The sequence below is a fragment of the Achromobacter veterisilvae genome (assembly GCF_037619525.1).
GTDB lineage: Bacteria > Pseudomonadota > Gammaproteobacteria > Burkholderiales > Burkholderiaceae_B > Achromobacter > Achromobacter veterisilvae.
Genome location: NZ_CP148753.1, coordinates 1170349 through 1188477, shown reverse-complemented (window position 1 = coordinate 1188477; position 18129 = coordinate 1170349). Strand labels below are relative to the sequence as shown.

The window sequence follows — 18129 nt, the reverse complement described above, 5'->3', positions numbered from 1 at the left end:
CCCCACGCCGCGCCTTCGGCTTGCTGCCCCCCAAGGGGGCGCTTTTTACCTTGGGGCGGCCCAGCGGTAAAAAAGGAACCCACATGATTGCTCGCATCGCTCCAATGTTTGCCCGCGCCGCCGACAGCGACCTCTGGCACAGCTTCAAGCGTTCGCCCGGCGCCATCGTCGCTGCGATCGTCACGCTGGCCATCCTGCTGGGCGCGCTGTTCGCGCCCGTGGTCGCGCCGCACAATCCGTTTGACCTGGCCTCCCTGAGCATCATGGACGCCAACACTCCCCCCGCCTGGGAAGAAGGCGGCAGCCCCGACTTCCTGCTGGGCACCGACGATCAGGGACGCGACATCCTGTCGGCCGTGCTGTACGGGTCGCGCGTGTCCCTGCTGGTGGGCTTCGCCTCGGTGCTGTTCTCGATGGTGCTGGGCGTGACCCTGGGCCTCATCAGCGGCTACGCCGGCGGCCGCGCCGACAGCTTCATCATGCGCGTCGCGGACGTGCAGCTATCGTTTCCGGCCATCCTCGTGGCGCTGCTGATCGACGGCGTGGCGCGCGGCCTGCTGCCGCGCGACATGCACGACCAGCTCGCGCTGTACGTCCTGATCTTCGCCATCGGCATCTCCGGATGGGTGCAGTACGCGCGCACCGTGCGCGGCTCCACGCTGGTCGAACGCAACAAGGAATACGTGCAGGCGGCCCGCCTCATCGGCATCGGCCCCATCACCATCCTGCGCCGGCACATCCTGCCCAACGTGATGGGGCCGGTGCTGGTCATCGCCACCATCCACCTGGCGATCGCCATCATCACCGAGGCCACGCTCTCGTTCCTGGGCGTCGGCGTCCCGCCCACCGCGCCGTCGCTGGGCACGCTGATCCGCATCGGCAACAGCTATCTGTTCTCGGGCATGTGGTGGATCTCCATCTTCCCCGGCATCGCGCTGGTGGCGCTGGTGCTGTCGGTCAACCTGCTGGGCGACTGGCTGCGCGACGCGCTCAACCCCAAGCTGCGCTGAGGACGCCATGGCCCTGTTGAACATCGAAGACATCCGCATCGAATTCCCCAGCCGCCGCGGCACGCTGGTGGCGGTGGACGGCGTATCGCTGTCCCTGGAGAAAGGCGAGATCCTGGGCGTGGTGGGCGAGTCCGGCGCGGGCAAGTCCACCATCGGCAACGCGGTGATCGGCCTGCTGGAAGCGCCCGGGCGCCTGGCCGGCGGCGCGGTGCTGCTGAACGGCGAACGCATCGACACGCTGAGCCCGGCCCAGAAGCGCAAGGTCCGCGGCCGCCGGATCGGCATGATTTTCCAGGATCCGCTGACCTCGCTGGACCCGCTGCAGACCGTGGAAAGCCAGTTGGTCGAGACCATGCAGGTGCACCTGAACCTGTCGCACGACGAAGCCAAGAAGCGCGCGATCCAGTTGCTGGTGCAGGTCGGCATCGACAAGCCGGAGCTGCGTGTCAAGCAGTACCCGCACCAGTTCTCCGGCGGCATGCGGCAGCGCGTGGTGATCGCGCTGGCGCTGTGCTGCGAACCCGAAGTCATCATCGCCGACGAACCCACCACGGCGCTGGACGTGTCGATCCAGGCTCAGATCCTGGAACTGCTGAAAAAGCTGTGCCGCGAAGAACAGGTGGGCATGATCATCATCACGCACGACATGGGCGTGATCGCGGACGTGACGGACCGCGTGGCGGTGCTGTACCACGGCAAGCTGGTCGAGCAGGGGCCCACCGCGAAGATCCTGGGCGACCCCGACCATCCGTACACGCGCAGCCTGATCTCGGCCGTGCCGCGCCCCGACGTCAAGCTCAAGCGCTTCCCGCTCGTCACCTACATCGAGGACGTGAAGACGCCCGCCCAGCCGCTGGACCTCGCCACCCACTGGCTGGGACAGCGGCGCGACTTCGGCGCGCGCACCGGCGGCCCGCTGGTGCAGGTCCACGACCTGAGCATGCGCTTCGTGCTGAAAAGCGCGCTGCTCAAGCGCAACCAGCGCACGCTGGACGCGGTCAAGCGCGTCAACTTCTCGATCGGCGAAGGCGAGGTCTTCGGCCTGGTGGGCGAGTCGGGCTCCGGCAAGTCCACCGTGGCGCGGCTGATCTCGGGCTTGTACACGCCCAGCGAAGGCTCGGTCGATTTCGGCGGCGTCGATCTCACCGCGCTCAAGGGCGAAAAGCAGTTGAACCCGTTCCGCCGGCAGATCCAGATGATCTTCCAGGACCCGTTCTCTTCGCTCAACCCGCGCATGCGCGTGCTGGACATCGTGGCCGAGCCCATCCGCTTCCACAAGCTCGCCGCCAGCGAGGCCGAAGCGCGCCGCATCGTGGCGGACCTGCTGGACGTGGTCGGCCTGGGCGACCGCGCCGCCGAGCGCTTCCCGCACGAGTTCTCGGGCGGGCAGCGCCAGCGCATCTGCATCGCGCGCGCCCTGGCCACGCGCCCCCGCTTCCTGATCTGCGACGAGCCCACGTCGGCGCTCGATGTTTCCATCCAGGCGCAGATCCTGAACCTGCTGAAGGACCTGCAGGAAGAGCTGGGCCTGACCATGCTGTTCATCAGCCACGACCTGCCCGTGATCCGCCAGATGTGCGATCGCGTGGGCGTGATGCGCTACGGCGAATTGCTGGAAGTCGCCGAAACGGAAGACCTCTTCGAACGCCCGCAGCATCCCTACAGCCAACACCTGCTTGGCCTGATGCCCCGCCTGCAATCCATGTCCCGCGAAGGACTGGACGTGGTGGAGGGCTAGGGCCAGGCGCCATCCGGAGCAAGACATGACGGCGACACCGCAGACCCTCTTCATCGGCGGCCAGGTTTTCGACGGCAAGGGCGGCCTGCTGCCCAACCACGGCGTGCTGGTCGAAGGCCAGCGCGTGGCGCGCGTGGCGCCGGCCGGCGAATTCTCCGGCTACGCCGGCGCCACGGTGCGCACCGCGGGCATGACCCTGATGCCCAGCCTGGCCGACTGCCACGTCCACCTGGTCTATACCGGCGGCGCCGATCCCAACGCGCACCTGAGCAAGCAGGGCCCCGCGCAGATCACGCTGACGGCGCTGGAAAACGCCCAGGCCAGCCTGCGCGGCGGCGTCACCGCGGTGCGCGACTGCGGCGGCAAGGACTACCTGGAATTCGGCGTGCGCGACGCCATCGCGCGCGGCGTGTTTCCCGGCCCCACGATCCGGGCGTCGGGCCGCATCATCTGCATGACGGGCGGCCACGGCAACCGCATCGGCCGCATCGCCGACGGCTGTGAAGACGTCGTCAAGGCCGTGCGCGAGCAGGTCCATGCCGGCTGCGACCTGGTGAAAATCATGGCCACCGGCGGCGTCATGACGCCGGGGGTCAATCCGATGGACGCGCACTACAGTTTCGACGAAATGAAGGCGGGCGTGCACGAGGCCAAGCGCTTCCGCAAGAGCACCGCCAGCCACGCCCAGGGCACGCAAGGCATCCTGAACGCGGTGCGCGCGGGCATCGACTCGATCGAGCACGGCATCTTCATGGACGACGACTGCCTGCGCGAAATGCTCGACGCGCAGACCTACCTGGTGCCCACCATCGCCGCGGTGCGCAACATCATCGCCAACGCCGACAACGGCATCCCCGCCTATGCGGTCGAAAAAGCGCGCGCGGTGGAGCAACGCCACCGCGAATCGTTCCAGATGTACTACAAGGCGGGCGGGCGCATCGCCATGGGCACCGACGCCGGCACGCCGTTCAACCTGCACGGCGAAAACGCCATGGAGCTGGCCTACATGGTGGAGTTCGGCATGACGCCCGTGGACGCGTTGATCGCGGGCACGTCGCGCGGGCACGACCTGATGGGCATGGACCGCCATGGCGTGATCGCCGACGGCAACGCGGCCGACCTGCTGCTGGTGCAGGGCGATCCCACCGAAGACATCCTGAAAGCCGCCGACAAGCGCTTCCACGTGGCGGTGCTGCGCAATGGGGAACTGGCGGCCGGCGCCCTGCCGTTCTGACCCGGAAGTCCCGGCTATGAAAAAAGGCCGCCGCGCCCTGGAGCTGCGGCGGCCTTCGCTACGGCTGCGACCTGCGTTTAGCGGGCGCCGCCCATGACGCCGCTCATGACCATCATCATGAACTGTTCGACCGGCATCTTCTTGCCGTTGAAGTCCACCTCGCCGTCGGCGTAGTTCAGGTAGGTGACGATGTTGCCGTCCTCGACCTTGGCCATGCCCATCGCCGTGGCCATGGTGCCCACCATTTCGGCCTGGCCCTTGGCGGTCTGCGCGGCCTGTTCCGCCGGCACGCCGCGCATCTGCGGCTCGATGGCCATCAGGTCGCCCAGGTTGCCCTTGGACAGCACCAGCTTGGCGTTCAGCTTGCGGATGACTTCCATCGCCGTCTCGGCGAACTCGCCGTCCATCGAAGCCGGCTTGGTCAGGTCCAGGTCCAGGTTGAAGGTCGAGGTGCCGTTGGCGGTGCGCACTTCCAGCGGCGACACGGACAGCGTCGGGTTGCCGGCCAGCAGCAGTTCGACGTTGGTCTTCAGCACCTGCTTCTCTTCATCCGTGAACTGGGGAGCCTGCTCTTCGCCCTTGCTCTGCAACATGCGGCGAGACGCGGCTTCGTAGACGTCGTTCAAGGCCTTGAACGCCTTCGCGTCCAGGCGCTTCACGTCGACGGCCAGCTTCAGGCCGGCCACGTCCTTTTCCTGGACGTTGATCATGCCGAAGTCGACGGCCATCTTGGCGCCCATGGTCGCGTCGGCTTCCGTCATGTCGACGGCGATGACGGTGTCCTTCAACTGGACGGGCGGCTTCTCCCTGGAGGTGATCGTCCAGTTCTTGAGGCCCAGCTTCTGGCTGCCCACGTACATCTCGTTCTTGGCGGGCGCCATGTCGCTGGTCAGGGTCAGGCCCTGCATGGCCATGCTCACGATGTCGCTTTCGTCGGACGCCGGACCCTTCATCACCAGGCTGTCGGCCAATAGCGCGACCGTGCCGCGCCGGCTATCGGTGGCGTAGGTGACGTCGCCCTTCATGCCCGAGAACACCAGGCTGGTGTCGTCCTTGGCGAATTCCACGGGCGCCATGTCGAACGTGCCCGAAGCGTTCTTCGCGTAGCTGACGCTATACGCGCCCGACAGGGGGGCGGCGCCCTTGGTCGCGGCGAACCACTCCTTCACGGCGGGCGTCTCTTCCAGTTGGAAGCGGCTGGCCACCATGGCGGGCGCGAAGGAACCCGACTTCAGGTTCGACAGCGGGAAGGGGCCGTGGTCCAGGTATTCGACGAACTGGATGTCGTGTTCCTGGGCCGGCTTGCCTTCGGCGGCCGGCGTGGTGAACTTCACGCGGTAGCGCTCGGTGGACGAAAACACGCCGCGCTCGAACGACATCAGTTCGACCACGGGCGTCACGCCCCACTTCTCACCGAACTTCTGGAGCTCGGCATTCGCCTGATCGATCGATTGCTTGACGAAGGCCTCGGCCTTCTGGCCCGTGTACCAGGCCGTGCCGGTCCAGACCGCGCCCAGCGCGACGACGACGCCTACTACTGCCGATTTCTTCATAGCGATCCTTTATTCTTCAAATGGATGAAAGCGGACGGATTATAGGGAGTGGGGCCTAGGGAAAACGCTTATTTGGTGCATAGGCACTGCAATTTGTTACTTAGTGATACTCACTGGTGGGTCCCCGGCGGTGCTGCAACGCGACATCGGCTACAATCCGGCTGTGTGCTTTGCCAATCTGCACACGTCCGCTAGGCCCTTCGCTGCCAAGCTTCGCCCATCAGGGCGCTTCCCATTTCTCCTTGTTCGTCCGCCTGGATTGGAGTCTCTCAACTTGAGCGACGGGCTGCCGTTGGAGTTGTCTTGACTACCTCTTCCCCTTTCGCCGACCTCGGGCTGGCTGATTCCCTGTTGCGCGCCATTGCCGATACCGGCTACACCGCGCCCACCCCCATCCAGGCCCAGGCCATTCCCCAGGTCCTGAAAGGCGGCGACCTGCTCGCCGCCGCGCAGACCGGCACTGGCAAGACCGCGGGCTTCACGCTGCCCATCCTGCACCTGCTGATGCAGAAAAAGTCCGAGCTGAGAAAGCCCGGCCGCCCCCGCTGCCTGATCCTGACCCCGACGCGCGAACTGACCGCGCAGGTCGCGGAATCGGTGCAGACCTACGGCAAATACACCTCGCTGACGTCCATGGTGATGTTCGGCGGCGTCAATATCAACCCCCAGATCTCCGCGCTGAGAAAGCCGCTGGACATCCTGGTCGCCACCCCGGGCCGCCTGCTGGACCACTGCGGCCAGAAAACGGTCGACCTGTCCGGCGTCGAGATCCTGGTGCTGGACGAAGCCGACCGCATGCTGGACATGGGCTTCATCCGCGACATCCGCAAGATCCTCGCGCTGCTGCCCAAGCAACGCCAGAACCTGCTGTTCTCGGCCACGTTCTCCGACGAGATCCGTACCCTGGCGCGCGGCGTGCTGAACAACCCGGGCGAAGTCTCGGTCACCCCGCGCAACACCGCCACCGAGCTGGTCACCCAGACGGTGCATATGGTCGACCAGCATCACAAGCGCGATCTCATCAGCCACATCATCCGCGAAAGCGGCTGGCACCAGGTGCTGGTGTTCACCCGCACCAAGCACGGCGCCAACCGCCTGGCCGAAAAACTGGTGAAGGACGGCCTGACCGCCGCCGCCATCCACGGCAACAAGAGCCAATCGGCCCGCACCCGCGCATTGGCCGGTTTCAAGGACAGCACCGTGACGGTGCTGGTCGCGACCGACATCGCCGCCCGCGGCCTGGACATCGACCAGTTGCCCCAGGTGGTGAACTTTGAGCTGCCCAACGTGCCGGAAGACTACGTGCACCGCATCGGCCGCACGGGCCGCGCCGGCGCCACCGGCGCCGCGGTCTCGCTGGTCGACAGCAGCGAAATCAAGCTGCTCAAGGACATCGAGCGCCTGATCAAGAAGACCATCGAGCGCAAGCCCGTGGAAGGCTGGACGCCGCCCGCGACCAGCGCCGCGGCGTTCGAACGCCAGGAACGCGAGGAAGACGGCCGCAGCCCGCGCGGCGGCGGCGGCAACCGCAACGGCCGCGGCGGCAACGCCAATGCCGGCCGTTCGCGCCCGGCTGAAGGGCGTCCGGCGCAAGGCCAGCCCCGCGCGGCCGCCGGCGGCCGCGCTCCGGCCCCGGCCCGCGCCGGCGAAGGCCGCGCCAGCCACGGAACCCGCGACGGCAAGCCCGCCGACCGCCCGGCGCACGCCGGCCGCAACGAAAACCGGCCCCAGCAGAACCACCGCCGTCCGGAAGGCACCGCCCGTCCGGCCGGCAACGGTGGGGCCGGGCGCCCGGCTCAGGGGCGCCCGGCTCAGGGGCGCCCGGCGGGCGGCCCGCGCGCTGCCCTGCTGAGCAAGTAATATCACTGGCAACCTCAGAACTGCGACCCACGGACCTGCGCCATGCCCTTATCCACCTGGTTGACGTTTTTCCTGGCCTCCTGGGCCATTTCGTTCTCGCCCGGCGCGGGAGCGATCTCGGCCATGTCCTCCGGGCTGAAATACGGGTTCGCGCGCGGCTACTGGAACACGGCCGGCCTGATCCTGGGCATCCTGTTCCAGTTCGTCGTGGTGGCCGTGGGCCTGGGCGCCGTGCTGGCCACCTCGGAAATGGCCTTCAACGTGGTCAAGTACCTGGGCGTGGCCTACCTGATCTACCTGGGCGTGCGCCAGATCCGCACGGACGCGGCGCCGGTCACGGTCGATTCCGGCGATCCCAAGCGCGCGTCGATCCGGGAACTGGTGCTGCGCGGCTTCCTGATCAACACCATGAACCCCAAGGGCACGGTGTTCCTGCTGGCCGTGGTGCCGCAGTTCGTGGATCCCGCGCTGCCGCTGACGCCGCAATACACGGCGCTGGCCGGCACGCTGGCATTCACCGACCTGGTGGCCATGGGCGTGTACACGCTGCTGGCCGCGCGCGTGCTGCGCATGCTGCGCGACGCGAAACACATCCGCTGGATGAACCGGACCTTCGGTTCGCTGTTCATCCTGGCGGGCGTGTTCCTGGCGTCGTTCCGCCGCCATTCCTGAATCCCATGCGCGGGGCATGCGCCGGCAGCGGCGCATGCCCCGCGCGCTTTCGTGCCCGATACCGGACGCGCCGGGCGAAGCAACGGCGTTAAGTAAAATCCCCCGATCATGAACATCACCCAAGAAGTTGCGCGGCGCCGTACGTTCGCCATCATTTCCCACCCTGACGCGGGCAAGACCACACTGACCGAAAAGCTGCTGCTGTTCGCAGGCGCGATCCAGATCGCCGGCAGCGTCAAGGCGCGCAAGGCCTCGCGCCACGCCTCGTCGGACTGGATGGAAATCGAAAAGCAGCGCGGCATTTCCGTGGCGTCGTCCGTGATGCAGATGGAATACCGCGACTGCGTCATCAACCTGCTGGACACCCCGGGCCACCAGGACTTCTCCGAAGACACCTACCGCGTGCTGACGGCGGTGGACGCGGCGCTGATGGTGATCGACGCCGCCAACGGCGTCGAGCCCCAGACCATCCGCCTGCTGCAGGTCTGCCGCGCGCGCAACACGCCCATCATCACGTTCATCAACAAGATGGACCGCGAGGTGCGCGAACCGCTGGAACTGCTGTCCGAAATCGAAGGCCACCTGGGCATGGACGCGGTGCCGTTCTCCTGGCCGGTCGGCATGGGCAAGGCCTTCGGCGGCGTGTTCGACATCCGCCGCGACCGCATGCGCGTATTCCGCCCGGGGCAGGAACGCCGCTCCGACAGCGACGACTTCATCGAAGGCCTGGCCAACCCCGAAATCGCCCGGCGCTTCGGCGCGGCGTTCGAGCAGGCCAGCGGCGAGATCGAACTCATCAACGAAGCCGCGCCCGCCTTCGATCGCGACGAGTTCCTGGCCGGCCGGCAGACCCCGGTGTTCTTCGGGTCCGCCATCAACAACTTCGGCGTCCAGGAAGTGCTGGACGCGCTGGTCGAACAGGCGCCCCCCCCGGGCCCGCGCATGGCCCTGCAGCGCGAGGTGCAGCCCGAAGAGCCCAAGTTCACGGGCGTGGTGTTCAAGGTGCAGGCCAACATGGACCCGGCGCACCGCGACCGCGTGGCGTTCGTGCGCGTCAGCTCCGGCCGCTTCGAGCGCGGCATGCGCCTGAAGGTCGCGCGCACCAACAAGGAAATGCGCCCCAACAACGTCGTGTCCTTCCTGTCGCAGCGGCGCGAACTGCTGGACGAGGCCTATGCCGGCGACGTGATCGGCATTCCCAACCACGGCGTGCTGCAGTTGGGCGACGTGCTGACCGAAGGCGAGACGCTGCAATTCACGGGCTTGCCGTTCTTCGCCCCCGAGCTGTTCCAGGCGGTGGAAGTGAAGGACCCGCTGCGCACCAAACAACTGCGCACCGGCCTCACCCAATTGGGCGAGGAAGGCGCCATCCAGGTGTTCCGCCCCGAGGCCGCCGGCGGCTCCCTGCTGCTCGGCGCGGTCGGCCAACTGCAATTCGAAGTGGTCGCCCACCGCCTGAAGACCGAGTACGGCGTGGACGCCCGGATGCTGCCTTCCCGCTACACAATGGCACGTTGGATTACTTCTGAAAACCCCAAGGCGCTGCGCAAGTTCATGGATGCCAATGCGGCCCATATCGCCTATGATGTTGTGGATGCGGCGGCGTTTTTGATCGGTTCTCCCGCGCAATTGCGCGTTGCCGAAGAACTGTATCCCGATGTGAAATTCCACGCCATGCGCGAGCACGGCGGCAAGGTTTTCGGAGACAAAGCGTAGACCCGTCAGGGTTCCGCACGGCAGATGAGGGTAGCAATGTCTTGGCGTTTCTTATTCGCAACGCTCCTGGTCGCGCTTGGCGCGTCCGCCTGGGGCGGCATACAACTGGGCGACTGGCTGGTGGCGCATGCGCCCACCGCCGCGCCCGCTCCCGGCCAGGACGCGGCCGCCTCCCAGCAGCCCGTGCTGGACGCCAACGGCCGCCCGTACGTGGCGCAGCCTCCCCAGCCCCGCATCGACGGCACGCTGGGCGTGCCCGACAAGCCGGCCGACCGGGAATGGCAGGTCAACACCGTGTCGCTGTTCGACAGCGTGAGCGACCCCTCGGTGAAGATCTCGCGCGAACGCATCAGCCCGGAACAGGCCCGCGAAATCGCGGACGCCTCGCAAGTGCCGCTGCCCTCGGGCCCGTCGGACGTCAGCACCCTGGACCTGCAGGCGCCCGGCACGTCCGCCGCGGTCAATGGCGGCCAGGCGCAGGCCGGCGGCTACGGCACGCCCCAGATGGTGCAGGCGCCCCCGCCGCCCCCCAACACCGCGCAGGCGCCCGGCGCCCTGGGCTGGCAGGACGCCCTCAAGCGCGAACTCGCGCAATGCGCCACGCAGGGCTTCTTCGAGCGCCCGTCCTGCTCCTGGGCCGCGCGCAACAAGTATTGCGCGCCCAACCGCGCCTGGGGCACCATGGCCGAATGCCCGGCCCGCCCGTAATCGCCCCCCAGGCTGAATGCCCGGCAATGAAAATGGCGCCCCGCGGGGCGCCATTTTCATGGGTATCCGGCAATCATTCCGGCACGGACATCTGGCTCTGCAGATAGTTCTGGAGACCGACCTTGTCGACCAGGTCGATTTGCGTTTCCAGATAGTCGATGTGCTCTTCGGTATCGTCCAGGATGTCCTGGAACAGATCGCGCGAAACATAGTCCCGGACCGATTCACAGTACGCGATCGCTTCCTTGACGGTCGCCTGGGCGCCTTGTTCGAGCTTCAGATCACAGGCCAGCAGTTCCGGCACGTCTTCGCCGATCAGCAGCTTGTGCAGGTCTTGCAGGTTGGGAAGGCCGTCCAGCATGAAGATGCGTTCGATCAGGCGATCGGCGTGCTTCATCTCGCCTATGGATTCTTCGTACTCGTGCTTGCCCAGCTTGTCGAAGCCCCAATGGTTCAACATGCGCGCATGCAGGAAATACTGGTTGATGGCCGTCAGTTCGTTGGTCAGTTGCTTGTTCAGGAACTGGATGACGGTTTTGTCGCCTTTCATGATGGACTCCTTGCAGTCAGGCGCGACGCGAGTGCATCGCGACAAAGGAGCGCACGATGCCGCGCGTACGCAACTTCGGCAGACTACCATCTGGCGCAGGGCCGCGCCTAGCCTTGCGCTGCATTTGGTAAACCGCTTTAGGAGCGCTATCAGAAAGCGTTAGGCTAATGAGAATGAGTATGCGTGCGCGATGCCTTGCATGCGCGAGACAGCGCTCATGCGGCCTGCCCGCAAGCGGCCCGTGGATTCCGACGCGGAAGGCGGCGAAGCCTGATGCAGATTCAGGCTTTCGGCCCGGCGGATCCGGCGCCAAGGCCGCGCGGGCCCGCTCGTTGCGGATCGGCAACTGTGCCGGCAACTCGCGCGCTAAGCGGTCCGCCGCGTCGCGAGCCAGATACCGAACGCGATCGGGACGATGCCCAGCAGGTCCAGCCACGACACCGGTTCGGCAAGCACCAGCCACCCGAACAGCAGCCCCAGCGGCGGCATCAGGAAGTGCAGCGCGCTGGCCGACGTGGCGCTGGCGCGGCCCAGGATCATGAACCACAAGTAGTAGCCGCCCATCGACACCGCGACGATCATGTAGGCCATGCTCCAGAACAGGCTGGCCGTCATGCGCGCATCGCCGATGCTTTCGGTGGCCAGCGCGAAGGGCAGCAACGCCGCCGCGCCGGCCAGCGACTGTATGCCCGTCGACGTCCACAGGCCCGAGGCCGGCTTCAGGCGCTTGTAGAGCAGCGTGCCCGCCACCAGCGCCACCAGTCCTCCGGTGACCAGCAAGGTGCCGTGCAGGTCTTCCTGCATGCCGGACAGCCGCGATCGCAGCACCAGCGCCACGCCCGCCAATCCCAGGCACAGGCCGGCCAGCTTGCGCCACCCCAGGCGTTCGCCCAGCACCGGGCCGGCCAGCACGCCGATGAGCAGCGGGTTGGTGCTGATCAGCACGGCCGTGAATGCGGACGACACGGTGGTCATGCCGGACCAGCTCAGGCCCAGGTACAGCGTGTTGTTCAGCACGCCGAGCAGCGCGAGCGCCGCCAGGTCGCGCCCCGCCGGCAGCTTCCAGCGGCCGCTGGCCGCCGCCAGGCCCAGCATCAGCGCGCCGGCGATCAGGAAGCGGATGGTCAGCAAGGTCAGCGGCGGACAGTCCCGCACCGCGATCTTGGCCGCCGCGAATGCCGAACTCCACAGGAAGCAGAATGCCGCGATCGGCGCCCAACTGATGCCGGGCGGGGCATCGGCGGGCAGGGCGGCGGCGGGCAGGGTCGATGTGGCCTTCATGGGGAATCCGGGACTGGGCGCGAAAGCCGCGGGCGCGGCGGGTGAAGCGATTCTGCGCGGGCCCGGATCCATTGACAAACTCTTTATTCGGATCGACAGTATTTGAAAATCAAATGTCTGAGGTGACCCGATGCTGGATCTCGACCTTCTCCACAGTTTCGTGTCGGTGGTGGACGCCGGCGGTTTCACGGCGGCCGGCGAACGGGTGCACCGCAGCCAGTCCACCGTCAGCCAGCAGATCCGCAAACTGGAAGAGTCGCTGGAATGCGCGCTGTTCGTCCGCGAAGGCCGGCAGGTCTCGTTGACCGAAGACGGCGAACGCCTGCTGGGCTATGCCCGACGGATGCTGGCCCTGTCGACGGAGGTGCGGGAGGCGGTCAGCGGGCGCAAGCGCGTGGACGTGATCCGGCTGGGCGTTCCCGACGATTTCGCGGCGGAAACGCTGACCGCCGTCGTGGCGGAGTTCGCGCGGTCCCACCCGGGCGTCCGGCTGTCGGTGCGGTGCGACCTGACCGCCGCGCTTGCGCGCGCGCTGGAACGGGGCGACCTGGACGTGGCGCTCATCAAGCGCGAACCCGGCGCCGGCAGCGCGCTGGCCGCCTGGCCGGAAAACCTGCACTGGATCTGTGGCCCGTCCCTGAATCTCGAGGAGGCCGGACCGGTGCCCTTGGTGGCCTTTCCGCAGGGCTGCATCTACCGCAACCGGGCGATCCACGCCCTGGAGGCGGCCGGCCGGCACTGGCGCATCGCGTACGAAAGCCCGAACCTGACGGGCCTGCAAGCCGCATTGAAAGGAGGGCTGGGGGTCGCCCTGCTGGAGCGCCGCTGCATGGTGCCGGGCCTGCGGGTCGTCGATGCGGCCCTGCCTGGCGTGCCGCCGACCGAGCTGGCGCTATGCATGGCCGACACCGCGCGCCTGCCGGTGCGCCGGCTGGCGATGGCTATCCAGGATTTTTGCGAGAAGGAAACGACGCGGCTCGCCGCATGACAGGCAGCGAGCCGGAGGGGACAGCCAACCCGTTCAGGCCGTGGCGACGAGCGGAATCGGGAAGCTGCTGTTGGCAGCAGGCGCGCCCGATTCGACCATGGCGGCCGGAGGATTGACCGGAACGGCAATCGAGCGCACGTCGCATACGCTGGAACAGCGGCCGCCCGGCAGGTATTCGGCGGCGGTCGCCGCGCAGCAGCCGCAGCACGTGGCCACGCCCAGCTCGAACTGCAGGTCGGAAAGCGTCGTCGCGCCACCGTCCACGCTGGCGCGGACTTGGCGTTCGGTGATGGCATTACATACGCAAATGTACATGAGAATAATTATCGAAAATTATTCGATCACTGGCAAGCCCCGCCGGCAAATAAATTTGCAACCGAAGTGTCACGCAAGTCCTTGAAAAAAGGGACGAATTTGAATATGCCCGTCCCTTATTTCAGCGGGCGGCGGCCTGTGCCTTGCGCAGCGCGGCCGGGGCGATCCGCAGCGCTTCGCGGTACTTTGCCACCGTCCGGCGGGCGATGACTATCCCCTGATCGGCCAGTTTTTGCATGATCTGGCTGTCCGACAGCGGCTTGGCCCGGTTCTCTTCCGCCACCATCTGCCGGATGAAAGTCTGCACCGCCGTGGCCGACGTGGCGTCCCCGCCTTCGGTCGACACGCCCGTGCCGAAGAAGCGCTTGAGCTCCAGGGTGCCGAACGGAGTAAGCATGTACTTCTGTGTCGTGGCCCGCGAAATCGTGGATTCGTGCAAGCCCAGCTCGCCCGCGATGTCCTTCAGGATAAGCGGCCGCATGGCGGCGGGGCCCTGGCTGAAGAAGGCCGTCTGGTGCTCCACGATGGCCTGGGCCACGCGCAGGATGGTGTCGAAACGCTGCTCTACGTTGCGGATCATCCAGCGGGCCTGTTGCAGTTGCGATTGCAGGCCGGCGTGCGCGGACTCCTTCTGGTTGCCCAGCATCTGGGCGTACAGCCCGTTGATCTGCAGCCGGGGCACGGCGGCGCTGTTCAAAGTAGCCTGCCAGCCGCGCCGGGTCCTGCGCACGATGACGTCCGGCACCGCGTAATCGGCCGCGGGCACGGTCCAGGCCCGTCCCGGCCGGGGTTCCAGCCGCAGGATCAGGGCATGGGCCGCCCGGAACGTGGGTTCGTCGCAGCCCGCGGCCGCGCACAGCTTCGCGGTGTTGCCGGTCGCCAGCAAGGACAGGTGCTCCGCGCAGATCCGGCGCGCACAGGCGAGCGCGGCGGCGTCCGCCGCTTCCGGCAGGCGGCCGAGGTCGGGATTGCGCAGTTGCAGCAGCAGGCATTCCGCCATGTCCCGCGCGCCGATGCCGGGCGGGTCGAACGATTGCAGCAGCGACAGCGCCGCCTTCAGTTCGTCCAGGTCCGGCTCCATCTCGGCCGGCAGCCAGCCCAGGATTTCCTCCAGCGGCGATCCCAGGTAGCCGTTTTCGTCCAATTCGTCGATCAGCAGCCCCGCCAGCGCGACGTCGCGGGGCGCGGCGCGCGTCAGGACCAGTTGGCCCATCAGATGTTCGCGCAGCGTGTCCGGCCGCGCCGCCTCGGGCAGGGAGGAATCGTCGTCCGGATAAACGCCGCCGGATCCTGGCATTTCCTCGGCCGCCGTCTCGCGCTCGACCGGCGTTTCGTCGTCCTGCACGGAAGATTCGCGCTCGGAATCGGCCTGGTCCTGGGCCGACAGGGGTTCGTCGTCCCGCTCCAGCAGCGGGTTTTCCGCGAGGACTTGCGAAATCTCGGCCTCGAGTTCGAGCGTGGACAGTTGCAACAATCGGATCGATTGTTGTAACTGTGGTGTCAGCGTCAAATGCTGACCGGGTCGCAGTTCTAAAATTGGACGGGTCATAGGTACAATATTTTGCATGATGAATCTGACTTCGCCCGCAAGCGTCCGCCAGGACTGCCGCCTTATCGGCCAGACCCTGCTCAAACTGGCGCTTCCCCGACTCGTTGTGCGCGCGATCGTCATCGCCGTCGCGCTCGTCGTCTGGTATCTGGCCGCCCGGTGGATACTGGATTTCGGCCGCGGCATGAACTACGACTTCCTGCATTCCCTGGGCCAGCCGACCGTGGACATGGTGCAGAAGGTCAACCCGTACCTCTGGTGGGCCATCACGGCCATCTGGTCCCTGATCGTATTCTTCGCCGTCCGCGCCTGGCTGTCCGCCAGCCTGGCCTCGGGCAGCGCCACGCCGGTGGGCACGGACGTGCTCGCCGACCTGGCTCCGAACCTGTCGGAAGAGTCCCTCGGCGTACTGCGCTGGGCCTGGGGCGACCGCCAGGAACCCTTCACGGTAGGCGATTTGCGCCGCTCCCTGTCTGAAATCCGCCACAATCGCATCGGCAAGATCGCGATGGTGGCCGACCAGGCCCGGATCCTGGAAGGTTTCGACAGCCGCCCGACCCGCGAACCCCGCGACGACGGCCGCCGCGACCCGAACGCCGCCGTCCGTGGCGAAACCCGCGGCGACCGCTACATCGAACCGCGCATCGGCCCGGCCCGCTGAGGCGTTCCGCTTCCGCCCGCTGAGGCGGCCTGTTTGTTTCAGTCGCTTGCCAGCCAGCCCCGCATTTCGTGGCGGAAATGATGAAAGAGGCCACTGGCCCAGAGCGGCAAGCGAACGCGAACGTCTGGGTAAAGTCGTGAAAGACGGCCATATGCAGACGCAGTGAACGCATGGCGGAAAAGACGGCGGGGCGTTCCGCCCCCTGTTTTTTCGGATGTTTTCCGTTTGCGCTTCGGCGCAAAGTATGTTTGACTAGCAACTTATGGCCGCACACCGCACCTCCCTCGCGATTGCAACCGGACGCTCCGCCGCTCCGGTTGCCGGCCTGCGCGCTCGCACCTCCACGTTTGCCGCGCTATCGCTATACCTACCGATCGGTTGCCGGGCCTAGTGTCCCCGTGGTAGCTCGGCAGCCACGCTTGCCACACGCGATTTCCCCCTTTTATTTGTGAATCCTGCCGGTCAATCACGGCAACCCCTGGCACAAGACCGTCATCCGGTCACAAATGCCGCCGAGAGTAGTGCTCCCGGGATTCAAAAGAAACCGATCGAGGTGTAGTCATGATGCTTGCCAACCCCGCTACCAAGTACGTCCCCTTCGCCCCCTTTGCCCGCGATTTCTCCGAACGCACCTGGCCCAGCCGCCGCATTACCGAGGCGCCGATCTGGATGAGCACGGACCTGCGCGACGGCAACCAGTCCCTGATCGAGCCGATGAGCGTCGAGCGCAAGCTCCGCTTCTTCGAACAGTTGGTGAAGATCGGCTTCAAGGAAATCGAAGTCGGCTTCCCGTCGGCCTCGCAGACCGACTTCGACTTCGTCCGCAAGCTCATCGACGAAAAGCGCATCCCCGACGACGTCACCATCATCGTCCTGACGCAATCCCGCGAAGACCTGATCAGCCGCACGGTGGAATCCGCCGCGGGCGCCAAGCAGGCCATCGTCCACTTGTACAACGCCTGCGCGCCGGCGTTCCGCAAGGTCGTGTTCAACATGAGCAAGGACGAAATCAAGAACATCGCCACGACCGGCACGCGCCTGGTGAAGCAGTACATGGCCCAGCACCCGGAAACGAAGTGGCGCTACCAGTACTCGCCGGAAGTCTTCAGCACGACCGAACCCGAATTCGCGCTGGAAGTCTCCAACGCCGTGGCCGACGTATGGGAACCCACGCCGGATTGCAAGATGGTGCTGAACCTGCCCGCCACCATCGAGGCCACCACCCCGAACATGTACGCGGACCAGATCGAGTGGATGCACAAGAACCTCGCGCGCCGCGACAGCATCGTGCTCAGCGTGCACCCGCATAACGACCGCGGCACCGCCGTGGCCGCCGCCGAATTCGCCGTCATGGCCGGCGCCGACCGCATCGAAGGCTGCCTGTTCGGCAGCGGCGAGCGCACCGGCAACGTCGACCTCGTCACCCTGGCCTTGAACCTCTACACGCAGGGCGTGCATCCCGGCCTGGACTTCTCCGACATCGACGAAGTGCGCCGCTGCGCCGAATACTGCAACCAGTTGCCCGTGCACCCGCGCCATCCGTATGCCGGCGACCTGGTCTTCACCGCGTTCTCGGGCTCGCACCAGGACGCCATCAAGAAGGGCTTCGCGCAGCAGAAGGCCGATGCCGTCTGGGAAGTGCCGTACCTCCCGATCGACCCGGCCGACCTCGGCCGCAGCTACGACGCCGTGATCCGCGTGAACAGCCAGTCGGGCAAGGGCGGCGTGTCGTACCTGCTCGAACAGGAGCACGGCCTGGTGTTGCCGCGCCGCCTGCAGATCGAATTCAGCCGCGCCATCCAGCGCGTCACCGACGAGACCGGCCGCGAAGTCACCGCCGACGACGTGCACACGATCTTCAACCGCGAATACCTCGAACAGAAGGCGCCGTGGAAGCTGGTGCGCCACCGCATCGACGGCAACCCGGCAGCCGGCGAAGGCCAGCATTTCAGCATCGAGGCCGAACTGGAATACAACGGCGAACGCCGCATCGTGACCGGCAAGGGCGACGGCGCCATCTCGGCCTTCGTGGCCGCGCTGGACGTGCCCGTGCGCATCATGGACTACCATGAGCACGCCATCGGCACCGGCACCGACACGCGCGCGGCGTCCTATGTGGAATTGCGCGTCGGCGATTCGAGCACGGGCTTCGGCGTGGGCATCGACCGCGACATCGTGACGGCCTCGTTCCAGGCCGTCCTGAGCGCCGTCAACCGCCACATCAATGCCGGCGCCGTGGCGTCCGCCGAACAGGAAACTGCCGAGGCCGCGTGATCCGCACCCCGGCATGAAAA

General features: G+C 66.6%; 15 protein-coding genes. 10 read left to right on the top strand and 5 right to left on the bottom strand.

Annotated features, from left to right (window positions below):
* The first annotated feature begins 83 nt into the window (after nt 1–83).
* From WHX56_RS05540 to WHX56_RS05530, 3 genes are read left to right on the top strand one after another with little or no spacing between them, the layout of a single operon-like run.
* A complete protein-coding gene (locus tag WHX56_RS05540) occupies nt 84–1010 on the top strand; it encodes an ABC transporter permease (RefSeq protein ID WP_338880678.1) in 927 nt (308 codons plus the stop codon).
* A gap of 7 nt (nt 1011–1017) precedes the next feature.
* Nucleotides 1018–2748: an ABC transporter ATP-binding protein gene (locus WHX56_RS05535; protein WP_338880677.1), complete on the top strand. Its 1731-nt coding sequence runs from the start codon at nt 1018–1020 to the stop codon at nt 2746–2748.
* A gap of 25 nt (nt 2749–2773) precedes the next feature.
* Nucleotides 2774–3982 carry a metal-dependent hydrolase family protein gene (locus WHX56_RS05530; protein ID WP_129245949.1) on the top strand — a complete coding sequence of 403 codons (1209 nt, stop codon included), beginning with the start codon at nt 2774–2776 and terminating at the stop codon, nt 3980–3982.
* Nucleotides 3983–4059: 77 nt separating this feature from the next.
* On the opposite strand, the gene WHX56_RS05525 is transcribed toward WHX56_RS05530, so the two are convergent.
* The gene (locus WHX56_RS05525) at nt 4060–5535 is read right to left on the bottom strand and encodes a YdgA family protein (RefSeq protein ID WP_129245947.1); all 1476 of its coding nucleotides are present in this window, start codon (nt 5533–5535) and stop codon (nt 4060–4062) included.
* Nucleotides 5536–5838: 303 nt separating this feature from the next.
* Here WHX56_RS05525 and WHX56_RS05520 point away from each other — a divergent pair, with 303 nt between their 5' ends.
* The 4 genes from WHX56_RS05520 to WHX56_RS05505 all read left to right on the top strand — a co-directional run bounded on the left by WHX56_RS05520 (nt 5839) and on the right by WHX56_RS05505 (nt 10491).
* The gene (locus tag WHX56_RS05520) at nt 5839–7395 is read left to right on the top strand and encodes a DEAD/DEAH box helicase (protein WP_338880676.1); all 1557 of its coding nucleotides are present in this window, start codon (nt 5839–5841) and stop codon (nt 7393–7395) included.
* Between the two features lie 42 nt (nt 7396–7437).
* Nucleotides 7438–8067 (top strand): LysE family translocator, encoded by a 630-nt coding sequence (locus WHX56_RS05515; protein ID WP_129246685.1) that lies wholly within the window; start codon nt 7438–7440, stop codon nt 8065–8067.
* Between the two features lie 108 nt (nt 8068–8175).
* Nucleotides 8176–9783: a peptide chain release factor 3 gene (locus WHX56_RS05510; RefSeq protein WP_129246687.1), complete on the top strand. Its 1608-nt coding sequence runs from the start codon at nt 8176–8178 to the stop codon at nt 9781–9783.
* A gap of 24 nt (nt 9784–9807) precedes the next feature.
* A complete protein-coding gene (locus WHX56_RS05505) occupies nt 9808–10491 on the top strand; it encodes a hypothetical protein (RefSeq protein WP_208742467.1) in 684 nt (227 codons plus the stop codon).
* 73 nt (nt 10492–10564) lie between these two features.
* Here WHX56_RS05505 and bfr read toward each other — a convergent pair whose 3' ends face one another.
* Nucleotides 10565–11041, bottom strand: a complete 477-nt coding sequence (gene bfr, locus WHX56_RS05500; RefSeq protein WP_129246691.1) for a bacterioferritin — start codon at nt 11039–11041, stop codon at nt 10565–10567.
* A 366-nt stretch (nt 11042–11407) separates the two neighbouring features.
* The gene (locus WHX56_RS05495) at nt 11408–12322 is read right to left on the bottom strand and encodes a DMT family transporter (RefSeq protein WP_129246693.1); all 915 of its coding nucleotides are present in this window, start codon (nt 12320–12322) and stop codon (nt 11408–11410) included.
* A gap of 130 nt (nt 12323–12452) precedes the next feature.
* On the opposite strand from WHX56_RS05495, the gene WHX56_RS05490 reads away from it, so the two are divergent.
* Nucleotides 12453–13310: a LysR substrate-binding domain-containing protein gene (locus tag WHX56_RS05490; protein WP_338880675.1), complete on the top strand. Its 858-nt coding sequence runs from the start codon at nt 12453–12455 to the stop codon at nt 13308–13310.
* Between the two features lie 33 nt (nt 13311–13343).
* Here WHX56_RS05490 and WHX56_RS05485 read toward each other — a convergent pair whose 3' ends face one another.
* Nucleotides 13344–13625, bottom strand: a complete 282-nt coding sequence (locus WHX56_RS05485; RefSeq protein ID WP_129246697.1) for a (2Fe-2S)-binding protein — start codon at nt 13623–13625, stop codon at nt 13344–13346.
* A gap of 121 nt (nt 13626–13746) precedes the next feature.
* Nucleotides 13747–15192, bottom strand: a complete 1446-nt coding sequence (gene rpoN / locus WHX56_RS05480) for an RNA polymerase factor sigma-54 (RefSeq protein ID WP_287754951.1) — start codon at nt 15190–15192, stop codon at nt 13747–13749.
* On the opposite strand from rpoN, the gene WHX56_RS05475 reads away from it, so the two are divergent.
* Together WHX56_RS05475 and leuA are read left to right on the top strand one after the other, a co-directional pair.
* Nucleotides 15191–15835 carry a hypothetical protein gene (locus WHX56_RS05475; RefSeq protein WP_338880674.1) on the top strand — a complete coding sequence of 215 codons (645 nt, stop codon included), beginning with the start codon at nt 15191–15193 and terminating at the stop codon, nt 15833–15835. The two genes, rpoN and WHX56_RS05475, sit on opposite strands and share 2 nt — an antisense overlap.
* Nucleotides 15836–16396: 561 nt before the next feature.
* A complete protein-coding gene (leuA, locus tag WHX56_RS05470; protein ID WP_129246703.1) occupies nt 16397–18109 on the top strand; it encodes a 2-isopropylmalate synthase in 1713 nt (570 codons plus the stop codon).
* Nucleotides 18110–18129 lie beyond the last annotated feature (20 nt).